This window comes from Frankia sp. CgJB1 (assembly GCF_977947065.1).
On the sequence record NZ_CDWTNB010000101.1, the window covers coordinates 2,795 to 14,751 of the forward strand.

Genomic DNA, 11,957 nt, shown 5'->3' on the forward strand with positions numbered 1-11,957 from the left:
GGGGATTCTCGAGCTCCCGGTCGCCGGTGTAGCGCTCGTCGTCGAGCCAGGTGGTCTCGGGGCCCCAGTAGACGTCCTCGTCAGGCTCCCAGACGTCCACCCGGCCGCCGGCGAAGCCGAAGGTCTCGAAGCCCATCGACTCCAGGGCGACGTTGCCGGCGAGGATCATCAGGTCGGCCCACGAGATCTTCTGGCCGTACTTCTTCTTGACCGGCCACAGCAGGCGGCGAGCCTTGTCGAGGTTCGCGTTGTCCGGCCAGCTGTTAAGGGGAGCGAAACGCAGCTGGCCGGCACCCGCACCACCGCGGCCGTCGCTGATGCGGTAGGTGCCCGCGCTGTGCCACGCCATCCGGATGATGAACGGGCCGTAGTGACCGTAGTCGGCCGGCCACCAGGCCTGCGAGGTAGTCAGCACCTCCGCGATGTCCTGCTTCACGGCGGCGAGGTCGAGGGTCCTGAAGGCCTCGGCATAGGTGAACTCCCCGCCGAGGGGGTTGGCCACGGCGGGGTTCTTGGCGAGGATCTTCAGGTTGAGCTGGTTCGGCCACCAGCCGCGGTTTCCGCCGCCCTGGGTGGGGTGCGGGGCGCGACCGGGCGCGACTGGGCAGCCACCGCCGCTCTCCGCATTCATGTCGTACACGACTGCGTCATGGTTCTCGGACATGGGACCCTCCGGGCATAGACGGATATCAAGAGCGATCAGGAACGCGTGCGGTGGAACAGCCGTGACACCGGCCCCAGTAGATGGCCGCGGCCTCGGTGGCGGCCTCGTCGACGGCCTCGTTGATCGAGAAGCCGCGCAGGGATGACTTCACTGTCACAACTGTCACAACTGTCACACTGTCACGGTCGGCCACTCGGAAGAGAAATCGAAAAATTTCGCAACTTTGATAGCCTCAATCTATGGCTAGTCCGCAACCGACCCTGGCCCAGCTGCGCGCCCTCGTCGGGGTGGCCGATCACCGGCATTTCGGCCGCGCCGCGGCGGCCCTGCATGTCAGTCAGCCGACGCTGTCCAGCGCGGTGGCGGCGCTCGAGCGCACCCTGGGCGTCCAGCTCGTGGAACGCACCACCCGCAGCGTCCTGCTCACCGAACTCGGGGAGGAGATCGTCCGGCGGGCCCGGGGGGTGCTGGGCGCCGTCGACGACATCGGCGAACTGGCCATCCGGGCCCGGGAACCCCTGGTCGGTGACATTCGTCTCGGGGTCATCCCCACGGTGGCCCCCTACCTGCTCCCACGGCTGCTGCCGACGCTGCGGGAACGGTGGCCGCAGGCACGGCTGCGGCCGCGGGAGTCCCAGACGGCCACCCTGCTGGCGGAGCTGCGCGGCGGTGCGCTCGATCTCGCGCTGCTTGCTCTGCCCACCGATGAGCCGGGGACAGCCGAGATTCCGCTGTACGACGAGGACTTCGTCCTCGTCACCCCCGCGGATCACCCGCTGGCGGGTGGCGCCGCCGTGCCGGTCGCCGCCATCGGCGGGCAGGACCTGCTCCTGCTGGAGGACGGGCACTGCTTCCGGGCCCAGGCGCTCGAGGTCTGCCGGGAGGCGGGGGCACGGGAGCGTTCTACCCTGCGTGCGGCGAGCCTGTCGACGATCGTCCAGATGGTCGCCGGTGGCCTGGGGCTGACCCTCGTCCCCGCCGCCGCCGTCGGAGTCGAGGTCGGCGAGGGGCGGGGCTTGGCCGTTGCCACGTTCCGCCGGCCCGCGCCGCACCGGCGCGTCGGCCTGGCCTACCGCTCGACCTCGGCCTGCGTGACGGACTGGAACCTGCTCGCCGCCGAGGTGCGGGCCGCCCTGCCGGGGACGGGTCTCGCCCTCGCCCCGGTGCCGGCCGCGGCGGTCTGACGCGCGCCCTCGGCGGGCTCCGGTGAATGCAGCAGGCCGGCCGCGAGACCCACCGGTCGGGCGTCGCCGGCCGGCCGACCACGGACACACGGTTTCCCTCGCTCCGTGCTGGGCATCAAGCGAATCTTGCCGCCGAATGGGCAGGGGGATGATGGCCTGGCCACGGGCGCGAGTATGCGGGCCGCCATCCAGGCGTTGCGGCAACTGCAGCCGGCCCGGATCGTCGTCGCCGTGCCGGCGGCACCCTCTTCCACCTGCCGGGAGCTGACGGCGCTGGCGGACGAGGTGGTGTGCGACGACGCCGTCGCCGTTCTTCGCGGTCGGGCAGTCCTACTGGGATTTCACCCAGACCACCGATGAAACAGGTGCGCGGTCTGCTGCGCGCGGCGGCGACGTCCCGGCTTCCCGCGGGAACCGTGGTGTACCGCCCGGACGCGGCCGTCGTCCGATCCGAGATGGTGCCGGTCCAGGACGGCGTTCCGGCCGGCGACAGGCTGTTCGATCTGGTTGGTGACGCCAGCCTGGTGTTGATCGGCGAGGCGTCGCACGGCACCCACGAGTGCTACGCCGCCCGCGCCGCGATGACCCGGCGGCTGATCGAGGAGAAGGGGTTCTGCGCGGTGGCGGCGAAGGCGGACTGGCCGGACGCCTACCAGCGGATTGCTGGCTGACGGCCGCGAGGATATCGTGCTGTTCCTGCTCCAGGATGCCGGTCCAGCCATGCCAACAGGGCGCGTTGACCCCCCAGGTGAGCGATGATCCGCGACAACGTGGCCTCGAGCGGGTGGGGCAGGTTCCAGTGGAACGCCAGGAGACGCGCCAGCTGCTCGGCAAGGGTCGCTTCCTCCCGTGGATCGAGATCGCCGGTTGCGAACTTGTCGACCAGCGAGCTGTCCAGTTCGAAGGCGGTCATCGGATATCCCCTCCTCCCGGCCTGTTCGAGGGTTGGCCCGACCATCCGGCCCGGCCTCCATCACGGCGCCCGTAGATCAACGGGGCGAGTCGGGAATCCGGCATCGAGCGGCTGTACCGGCCGTCTCGCCCGGGCCGTGTCCACGGCGGTGACCATCTCGGCTGGGACACCCGCGCCGGCTGCCTCATGCCCACTGCCGCCCTTGTCATCCACCCGATTAACACAAATCTCAACTGATCGCAAAAATGCTGCTGCCGCACTCGCCAGCAAGTCGAGGTCTGCGCCGGCACGAGGAAGATGGGTAGAATGCAACGGCCATTCCCGGTATGCCGTGATGCCCGCACCGTCGCCACCGTCGCCTGGCTGTGGTTTCCTGCGGGCGGAGCTGGGTAGAAGGACTTTGGGCCCATTGTCCGTCAGCGGGCAGGGCCAATCTCCCGCCGGCTCGCCTTGATGAGGAAAACTGATTCGAGGGGATGGCGGGACCGCCTTGCTTCGCGGCCTCCGTATCTGCCCGGGTGCTGCGTGCCCGGGCGGTGGCCGTCCCGGAGAGGCCGCGCCGGTCGTTCACCGTCCCGGCGGTTGCGGAACAGCCCCGGAGTGGTGGCCAGTATTTCCCGCTGCGGCTGATTTACCCGCCGACGACCGGGTAGACGGCGGTGGAAGTATTTTGCCGACAATGGCTGATTGCGTCGTCGAATCGAATGATGTCGAAATGATGCTGACGAGTGGAGAAATCTCATGGCATTTCCGGTGCGAAGCAGCCAACGTCCGGCCCCGGTGATCAGGTGGGATCCGTTCCGGGAGATCGAGGACGCCTGGACCCGGATGGGAAGCCTGCTCGGCGACGTCGTCGGTGGTGCGGAAGGCCGACCGGTTGGACTGTTGGCCGCCGTCGTCGTCCCGGTCGACATCGAGGAGACCGACGACGCCTACATCGTCGAACTCGAGCTCCCCGGGGTACGCCGCCGCGATGTCTCGATCGACCTGCAGGATAACGAGCTTTGGGTCACCGGTGAGATCAAGGAGCGGGAACGGAAGGGTGTGCTACGCCGTCAGACCCGCCGGGTGGGCAGGTTCGAACATCGCATCGTGCTGCCGGGTGAGGTGGACCCGGAGTCGGTCAGCGCGACGCTGGACAACGGGGTGCTGACGATCCGGCTCGCCAAGTCCAGGAAGAGTCAGCCCAGGCACATCGAGGTCACCGGCGGCAGTGACGGCGGCAGCTGACCCGGCGGCGGGGCCGCTGTCCGCGTGTCCGCTATCGCCAGCGGTGCCGTGCCCGCCCGGCCGCGGCGCCGTGGTGAATCCTGAATCTTCCATAAAACTACACCGGGCAACCGGGTGCGGATAGTTACGGCACTTATAACTTCATAATCCCTACCAAGATGATAGATTATCAAAATTCCCTCTGGACTCGCAACGAAGTGGTCGTTAATATTGCATCCGTTGTCTTTCGAGGAGGGGTATGACCAACATCATTGGTGCGGGCTTCGGGCGTACCGGAACGCTTTCGCTCAAGTTGGCCCTCGAACAGCTCGGTTACGGCCCTTGTCATCACATGGACGAGGTCCTCGCGCACCGGGAGACTATCGCTGCATGGACGAGTGCCGCCGAAGGTGCTCCTGCGGACTGGGACTCGCTGTATGGCCAGTACAGATCGACAGTCGATTGGCCGGGTGCCCGGTTCTGGCGGGAGCTCGCCGCCCACTACCCGTCGGCTCGAATGATTCTTACGGTTCGCGACCCGGAAAAATGATATGACAGTGCGCGGAACACATTGTTCCAAGCGATATCGAACCGACCGGCGAGAATGAGCGCGGAAGCCATGCGCGTGATCACCATGATGAATCTGGTGGTGTGGGACGGTGTCTTCAAGGGGCGTTTCGCGGACAAGGAATACGCCCTACAGGTCTTCGCGGAGCACAATGCCGCGGTGCAACGCGAGATCTCAGCCGACCGTCTGTTGGTATTCGACATCGCCCAGGGATGGGGTCCCCTGTGCGACTTCCTCGGTGTGCCGGTTCCGGGGGAACAGTTCCCCCGGCTGAACAATCGAGAAGCCTACGCGGCGAAACACCATGAACGTGTCGCCGCGGCCATGAGCGCGAGTGCTGTCCACCCGTGAACCCCGCCCAGCCCAGTAGCTGAGGCGGGGATTCCCGGCCCGGGACCCGTAGCACCCTCCCTTCGGAGCTGATCCGGGTTCCGGCTGGGCAACGCATCCCACGCCGTCGACGCGGATCGGTGCCCGCGAGAGCCCCGAACGGATCTGGTCATCTTCGGTGACCAGATCCGTTCGGGGTCGGGCTCCGGTCCGCCGCGGGGGAGCGGCGGGCGCGTAGCACCCGGGTGAGGACGTCCGGTCGCAGCAGTGCCGATGGCGGTTCGACCAGATTGATGATCCGCATGAACACCCGGGCCACCACCGGGTCGGTGTGCGCGGCGGCGTGCACGTGGGGCAGGTAGGCGTTGACCAGCCTGATCCGCGGGGTGCGCCGTCCCTGCACCTGTGGGTATCCTAGATCATTTCCGGTGGCCAGGGACCAGGCCAGGTCGGCGGGAACGGCCGCGGCGGTGAAGAACCGCCGGGGTAGATCGGTGCCGGTGCGGCCGGAGGCGTCGGTGCGGGCGGAGGTGCCGGTGCGGGCGGCGGGTGGGCCGAGCGCGTCCGGCGTATCCCGCAGGGCGTCCCGCAGCGCCAGCGCCTGCTGGGCCGCGACCGTCATCCCTTGGGCGTACAGCGGGTTGAGGGTGCACACCGCGTCCCCGAGGGCGACGAAGCCGGCGCTGGGCTCGCGCAGGCGTGCGTACGGGCGTCGCACCGATCCGCGGAAGCGGTAGGGGATCGGGTCCCCGAGCGGCTCGGCGTCGGCGATGAGCCGGGCGATGTCGGGAGCGGGCAGGGTCGCCGCGAAGCGGGCGAACCCGTCCGGGTCGGTGGGCGGATGCTCGCCGAGCATGCCGGCCAGGGTGACGATCCACCGATCGTCCTCCTGCGCGACGGCGCCACCGCCGCGCAGCCCGGGAATCGTCGAGATGATAACCGCGCGTTGGCCGTCGAGGTCGCTCGCGCGTCGCCGGTAGACGCGGGAGGTGTAGCCGAGGTCGACGTCGACCTGCTCCCGCACGGGCACGGGCAGCCCGTGCGCGGCGAGCCAGTCCGCTGCCCGGGAGCCGCGGCCGGTCGCATCGACGACCAGATCCGCCTCGATGACCTCGCCGCCGTCGAGGTGCGCATCCGCAGGGCGTACCCCGTCAGGCCGGGTGCTGCTGTCGGGCCGGGTGCTGGAGCCGTTGACTCGGGCGTCGTCTGGCCGCGGGCCGCCATCGAGGCGTTCGACCCGGACCCCGACGATCCGGCCGGGTTCGCCCGGGCCGGGCCGCGCCACCAGCCCAACGGCGCGCACCCGCTGCAGCAGGCGGACCTGGGAACGAGCGAGTATGGCCTCCCGCAGCACGCCCTCCAGCAGCGGCCGGCTTGCCAGCAGGGAGGTGAGCCCGGTGTCGGTGGGGTACAACCGCAGCCCGCGGACGTACCACCGGGTCTCGACGAGCATGTGGGCGCGGGGCGCACCGTGGCCGGTCACGGTGTCGGTGAACCCGGGGAACAGCTCCTCCAGGCACAACCGGCCTCGTTCGGTGAGGGCGTGCAGGTGGGATCCCTGCGCCACGCCGCGGCGAGTACCCTCGGTGGTGAGGTCATCTCGTTCGATGATCGTCACCCGGTCGAAGAACTCGGCCGTCACCCGGGCCGCGAGGAGTCCGGCCATCCCGGCGCCGAGGACGACAGCGTGCCCGCGGGTACCGCGGGGCGACAGGGAGTCCTGCAAGGCCGCGGAAGCTGACGTCCGGCTTGCCTTGGAGGCTGTCACTGAGCGGTTCCAGGCAGCTCCAGCTTCTTGACCCGCGTCAGCAGCGTGCGCAGCAGGTGTCACATGAACTCCCTCTTACCCGGCCTCTCGCGCGGTTTTCGTGCGGTTCATGGAGCAGGTGCATGGAGCAGGTTCATGGAGCCAGAGCAGCCATGGGTATTGTCGGCCCGCCGGATCGACTCGTGGGTTAATCTTCCCGGAATCCTGGGCGAGAACATCATAAAAATCCAGGGACTTTGTCGTGGGTACGATAGCCTGTTCCCATCGATCGATGGGATGATGTAATGACCGGCCGCCGATATTGTCAAACTAATTGTGGTGAAATAGAAACTAGTCTGCACAGGTCGACGGGACCGGGCCAGGGGAGATTGCAGCATGGCGACCTCCGACACCATCGAGAACGCGCACAGCTTCGACGTATTCCAGCACTATGAGCGGCTGCAGTGGAAGCTGGTCGACCTGCCGTTGGATGAGATCCGCAGGGATCTCATCCAGCCCGAGTACATCGCGCTGGTCAAGGGCGCGGTCATGGGCGAGGCCACCTCCATCGCAGCGGTGCACGGCTTTCTCAACGAGTTCATCGACGATTACGACTGCTCTGCCTTCGTGAACATCTGGGGCTACCAGGAGCTCCAGCACCACTACGCCTTCCGGGCGTGGCTGCAGGCGGTGAACGCCCAGATCGACCAGCGCCGGATCGAGGCGTTGCGCGAGCCCTACGTACCGGGTACCACGCCCAGCGCCACTCTGATCACCAACGTCATCTCGGAGATGACGGTGAACACGGTCTACCGGACGATGTCGGAATGGGTGCGCGAGCCGGTGCTGGCGGACCTCATGCTGCGCGCCAGCCGGGACGAAGCCGGTCATGCTCGGGAGCTCATGTACTTCGCGAAGCGCCGGCTGGAGCGGAATCCGCACGAGCTTGTATCCGTGTTGGAGACGTTCCACTTCTACATGTCGAACAATCGGATCAAGCATCCGGTGGGGGAATTCAAGCATCGCCTGCTCGAAGACCTTCAGGGCCACGAGACCATTGACACCGCGTTCGAGGTGTTCTTGCAGGTTTCCGATCCGGATACGCTGGAACAGCTCCAGATGAAGATCCGCAAGGCGCTCGGCAGTGTTCTGGGCCGGGAGTTCAACCGGAACTCCGACATCCGGCAGGCGCTGGTGGAGGCGATGCCCTGACCGCTTCGGCGGCCGAGTTGTGGGGACCTGAGCACGGTCCAGGGATCGCAGACCGTGCTCAGGCCCCCCACATTCACCGGCCGCCGCTTCGTAGGACGGGCCACTGCTGCCGTGTTGGTCCTGGCAGAGTCCTACGGGGTGTCCAGGGTCGTCGACCGGCAGGCGTCGACGAAGCGGACCAGTTCGTCGACCTTGTCGGTGCGGACGTCGACCGCCCGGTTGACCACCCGGATGAGGTGCGGGTAAGCGTCGGTGTGATCGTAGCGGGCAGTCTCGGCGATCCGCAGGGCCCAGCGCCAGTAACTCCGAATTGTGTCGGCTAGTGGCATCCGGAAGTGCGCGATAGCCTCCCGGATCGGCTCGACGACGGCGTCGCCGTGGCGGCGCAGGTACCGTTCCACGATGTCGGCCATGAAGGTGAAGTGCCGGGCCTCGTCCTTGGCGAGCCGGTTCAGCAGATCGGCCAACACCGGATCGCCGACGACCGCCCGCAGCTGCTGGTAGTACAGCTGGGTCGCCTTCTCTTGGACCAGGGCATAGGCGAACAGCGAGACCGCGTGGTCGTGCGGCAGTTCGAAGTGCTTGCGCCCCTCGGCCGCCAGTTCCCGCCGCAGCTCGTCGGGATCGGCGATGCCGGCGGCGACCTGGTAGCGGAACAGCGCCCGGGCGTGGCTGTCCTCCTCCTGCGCCCAACGCACGGTGAAGTGGTAGAGCTCCCGGTTGTGCACGAAGGTCTCGACGTCGACGTCGGGGTTCAGCGGGAAGGCCTGCTCGTACACGCCGAAGTAGCCGGGCAGGTGGTCCTCGATCAACGTGATGAACCGGACCGCGGAGCGCTGTCCCTCGGTGAGCCGATCGGCGTCGGCGTTCTCCCAGGCGAACGTCGATTCGACGTTGAAGCGGCGGGTGGTGGAGCCCGCCTGGTGGAAGGCGATGACGGCCGCCTCGACCTCGGCGGGAGGAAGCAGCGGCGCCAGGGCCGGGCGTGCGGGGGCTCGCGGCGGTTCGACGCCGCGGGCCTGGCCGAACGCCGGCCGGAGAATGTCGGATGCCGTCATGATGTGGATCCCGTTCCTCTCTCGGCGGCGGTCAGCGTGCCTTGCGGCACACCAGCGCGTAGTGCTTGGTGGTGTAGCCCCAGCCGGCGTTCGCGACCTCCAGATAGCGGCGCAGCGTCGCGGCCGTTCCCGGGCGGATCGCGTCGATCCGCTCCGCGGCCGCGTCGACGTTCACCAGCCAGTCGTCGATGGTGCGCCGGTAGTCGTCGGTGAGATCGTCTAGGCTTGCCAGGGAGAAACCGGCGTCCTCGGCACCGGTGACGAGGTCGGACAGCGGCCGCATGTCCCCCCAGCCGAAGATCGATGCGCGGACGAACTCGGTCCCTTCCCGATGGTCGAACGCCCCCCGGGTGGCCGCGTTGCGAAAGCAGCTTTCCGACACGTACAGCCGTCCGTCGCGGCGCAGCAGCGCCCGGGCCCGCCGGAACACGACATCGAGGTCGGGCATGTGCACGATCGAGCCGAGCATTGTCACTGCGTCGAAACTCCCCGAGGGCAACTCGACCGTCTCGAAGTGGCCCTGGACCGTGGTGACGCGGTCGCTCACGCTGAGTTCGGCAGCTCGCTGCGCGATGTAGGCGTGCTGTCGCCCCGCGGGGGAGACCCCGACGACCTCGGCTTCGTACTCGACCGCCATGAACAGCGTCAGCGAACCCCAGCCGCATCCGATGTCGAGGACGCGACCACCGCGGCGCAGGCCGAGCCGATCGGCGACGAAGTGGAGCTTGGCGATCTGCGTCTGCTCGAGGGTGTCGTGCTCCGTGCGGTAAAGACCCGAGCTGTATTTGCGCAGGGGATCGAGGAACAGGCCGAAGACCTCGGGCGGCAGGTCGTAGTGCTGATTGGTGTCGCTCGTCGTAGGTTCGGTGCCCGTCGTGGGTTCGGTGGCCGTCGTGGGCCCGGTGGCCGTCGTGGGCCCGGCGGCGAGGCCCACCGCAGCCTCCGGTGCGGTGGTGACGGGCGAGTTCATGTGGCCTGCACCTGCAGCGCCGCCTGGACGACGTCGGCGACGGTGACCGCCGAGAAGACGTCCTCGTCCTCGAGCTCGACGTCGTACTCGCGTTCTACCCGGGCGATCATCCGGAGCACCTTCACCGAGTCCGCGCCCTCCACGGAGCGCAGATCGGCGTCCGCAGCCAGGTCCTCGACCGGGATGCCGAGCTCACGAGCGACGATGGCGGTGACGGTGGTGACGATCTCCGCATACGACACTGACATTCAGTGCTCCTCTGAGGTGGGGAGGCCGGCGGCGGTGGACCCGGTGGCCGGTGGTCTGGTGAGCGTCGCCGCCAGTGCCTGCGCGACACGGTCGGCCTCGGTCGGATTCAGCATCATCCGGTCCCGGGCGGTGTCCATCGGGGTCGGGCGGTGGGTTGCGCTTGCGGTCGCGAGCAGCGTCCCGGCATCGTCGAGGATCTCGGCCTCGGCGTGCACCAGCCCGTTTGCTCTGCCGCCGTTTACGCCGCTGTTCGCTCCGCCGACCGTGCCGCCGACCGGTGCCGCGTCCCCGCGGCCGGGGGTACCATCCGGGACGCCGTGCAGCCGGGCGACGCAGCGGTACTCGGCGCCGACGCTCAGCGGGGCGAGGTAGCGCACCCGCAGCGCGGTGGTGAACGCGGTGAGCCCGACCTGCAGCACGATCAGATTGCCCATCGTCTCATCGACGATCACTCCGATGAGGCCACCGTGCACGACGCCGGGATAAGACTCGTGCCGGCGTTCGAATCGGAAACGGGTCGAGATGCCGTCGGCGTGGGCGGAGAAGCGTAGTTGCAGCCCGTGCGGATTGTGCGGCGAGCAGCCGAAACACCGATAGTCCGCGAGCACGGACCACGGCACGCTCAGGTAGTCCTCCGGATCGTCGGCTTCCCGCGGGCCGTCAGGGCTCGGCGTCATCAGGTGGCTGTGCATCGGGCTCCCTGGTCGATAGGCGCGGAACGCGCGGCTGGTCGATGGGCGCGGAACGCGCTGGGCGTGCGGAATCGGAGGCGGGGCTTGCGGGTCAGAGCACACCGCGCCCGACCAGGTCGCGTACCGCCAGCCGTTGGAATTTGCCGCTGGAGGTACGGGGCAGCGCGCCGGGCCCGACCAGACGCACCGTCACCGTGGATAGCCCCAGCGCCGCAGTTGCCGCCATCCGCAGGTCGGTCGCGAGTCGGGCTCGGTCCGCGGGCTCGGTCAGCGCGGTCTCGCCGACCACCGTGACGCCGCCGGCAGCCTTCGCTCCGGTGGCGTCCGGGGGGCTGTCGGCGGCGTCTGGCTGGTCGGGGGAGCCGAAGGCGACGACGCGACGTCGGTGCACGCCCGGAAGGTCACGCACCGCCGCTTCGGCGTCCTCGGGGTAGTAGTTCATGCCGCGTATAATGATCATTTCCTTGTCTCGGCCGGTCACGAACAGATCGTTGCCGCGCTGGAAGCCGAGGTCGCCGGTGCGCAGCCAGCCGTCCGCGGTGAAGCCCCTGGTCGTCAGGCCCCCCGCGGTGAGGTAGCCCGAGGTGACCGAACCACCCCGGATCTGGATCTCGCCCACCCGCAGGCTCGGCGCCAGACCGTCGCCGAGCGGATCGGCCAGGACGTCACCGTGCAGGTCGGCGATGCGAATCCGGATGTCGCGGACCGGCCGGCCGACGGCGACCAGCCCCTTGGCGCGCGGATGCTCGCGCGGGACCTCCGTCACGATTCCCTCGGCGGCGAGTCGGTCCCGGTCGACCCAGGTGACCACGGGGGCGCGGCCCAGCGGCGGGAAGGCCACGGCCAGGGTGGCCTCGGCCATCCCGTACACGGGGAACATCGCCGTGGGGGCGAACCCGGCCGGCGCGAAGTGGTCGAGGAAGCGCTCAACGCCGACCGCGGAGACCGGCTCGGCTCCGTTCAGCGCGACGCGCCACCGGCGTATGTCCAGCCCGGGTACCTCGTCCGGGTCGATCGCCCGGACGAGGTCGTCGTAGGCGAAGTTTGGCGCCGGCGAGATCGTGGCGCCGCTGGCGAGGAACGAGCGCAGCCAGCCGGCGGGGTCACGGACGAAGTCCGCCGGGGACCAGACGGTCATCGGGATGCCGGTCATGATCGCAC

The 11,957-nt window shown here is 68.6% G+C and carries 13 protein-coding genes and 1 pseudogene; 6 read left to right on the forward strand and 8 right to left on the reverse strand.

The window, feature by feature from the left end; genetic code table 11:
* Positions 1-664: peroxidase family protein (locus AC08OT_RS12680; RefSeq protein ID WP_476602843.1), on the reverse strand; the 664-nt coding region annotated here is incomplete at its 3' end.
* Positions 665-903: 239 nt separating this feature from the next.
* Here AC08OT_RS12680 and AC08OT_RS12685 point away from each other — a divergent pair.
* The 3 genes from AC08OT_RS12685 to AC08OT_RS12695 all read left to right on the forward strand — a co-directional run bounded on the left by AC08OT_RS12685 (position 904) and on the right by AC08OT_RS12695 (position 2,519).
* On the forward strand, positions 904-1,848 hold the full coding sequence (locus AC08OT_RS12685) for a LysR substrate-binding domain-containing protein (protein ID WP_476593157.1): 945 nt from the start codon (positions 904-906) through the stop codon (positions 1,846-1,848).
* Between the two features lie 174 nt (positions 1,849-2,022).
* Positions 2,023-2,208 (forward strand): hypothetical protein, encoded by a 186-nt coding sequence (locus tag AC08OT_RS12690; RefSeq protein ID WP_476593158.1) that lies wholly within the window; start codon positions 2,023-2,025, stop codon positions 2,206-2,208.
* Positions 2,205-2,519, forward strand: a complete 315-nt coding sequence (locus AC08OT_RS12695) for a hypothetical protein (RefSeq protein ID WP_476593159.1) — start codon at positions 2,205-2,207, stop codon at positions 2,517-2,519. Before AC08OT_RS12690 ends, AC08OT_RS12695 begins: the two co-directional genes overlap by 4 nt.
* Here AC08OT_RS12695 and AC08OT_RS12700 read toward each other — a convergent pair.
* Positions 2,498-2,761, reverse strand: coding sequence for a hypothetical protein (locus AC08OT_RS12700; protein WP_476593160.1), 264 nt, complete (start codon positions 2,759-2,761; stop codon positions 2,498-2,500). The genes AC08OT_RS12695 and AC08OT_RS12700 overlap by 22 nt on opposite strands.
* 753 nt (positions 2,762-3,514) lie before the next feature.
* On the opposite strand from AC08OT_RS12700, the gene AC08OT_RS12705 reads away from it, so the two are divergent.
* Positions 3,515-3,991, forward strand: coding sequence for an Hsp20/alpha crystallin family protein (locus AC08OT_RS12705; RefSeq protein WP_476602844.1), 477 nt, complete (start codon positions 3,515-3,517; stop codon positions 3,989-3,991).
* Positions 3,992-4,229: 238 nt separating this feature from the next.
* Positions 4,230-4,889: pseudogene (locus AC08OT_RS12710) on the forward strand (sulfotransferase family protein).
* Positions 4,890-5,037: 148 nt separating this feature from the next.
* Here the strand turns inward: AC08OT_RS12710 and AC08OT_RS12715 are convergent.
* Complete coding sequence (locus tag AC08OT_RS12715) at positions 5,038-6,594, reverse strand: FAD-dependent oxidoreductase (RefSeq protein WP_476593162.1); 1,557 nt, start codon at positions 6,592-6,594, stop codon at positions 5,038-5,040.
* A 417-nt stretch (positions 6,595-7,011) separates the two neighbouring features.
* Between AC08OT_RS12715 and AC08OT_RS12720 the strand changes: the two genes are divergently transcribed.
* A complete protein-coding gene (locus tag AC08OT_RS12720; RefSeq protein WP_476593163.1) occupies positions 7,012-7,827 on the forward strand; it encodes a ferritin-like domain-containing protein in 816 nt (271 codons plus the stop codon).
* A gap of 131 nt (positions 7,828-7,958) precedes the next feature.
* On the opposite strand, the gene AC08OT_RS12725 is transcribed toward AC08OT_RS12720, so the two are convergent.
* The 5 genes from AC08OT_RS12725 to AC08OT_RS12745 all read right to left on the reverse strand — a co-directional run.
* Positions 7,959-8,885, reverse strand: coding sequence for an acyl-ACP desaturase (locus AC08OT_RS12725; RefSeq protein ID WP_476593164.1), 927 nt, complete (start codon positions 8,883-8,885; stop codon positions 7,959-7,961).
* 31 nt (positions 8,886-8,916) lie between these two features.
* A complete protein-coding gene (locus AC08OT_RS12730) occupies positions 8,917-9,855 on the reverse strand; it encodes an SAM-dependent methyltransferase (RefSeq protein ID WP_476593165.1) in 939 nt (312 codons plus the stop codon).
* The gene (locus tag AC08OT_RS12735; RefSeq protein WP_476593166.1) at positions 9,852-10,103 is read right to left on the reverse strand and encodes an acyl carrier protein; all 252 of its coding nucleotides are present in this window, start codon (positions 10,101-10,103) and stop codon (positions 9,852-9,854) included. The genes AC08OT_RS12730 and AC08OT_RS12735 overlap by 4 nt, the downstream gene beginning before the upstream one ends.
* Positions 10,104-10,781 (reverse strand): PaaI family thioesterase, encoded by a 678-nt coding sequence (locus AC08OT_RS12740; RefSeq protein ID WP_476602845.1) that lies wholly within the window; start codon positions 10,779-10,781, stop codon positions 10,104-10,106.
* Positions 10,782-10,887: 106 nt separating this feature from the next.
* On the reverse strand, positions 10,888-11,957 hold a 1,070-nt coding region (locus AC08OT_RS12745; RefSeq protein ID WP_476602846.1), incomplete at its 5' end, for an AMP-binding protein.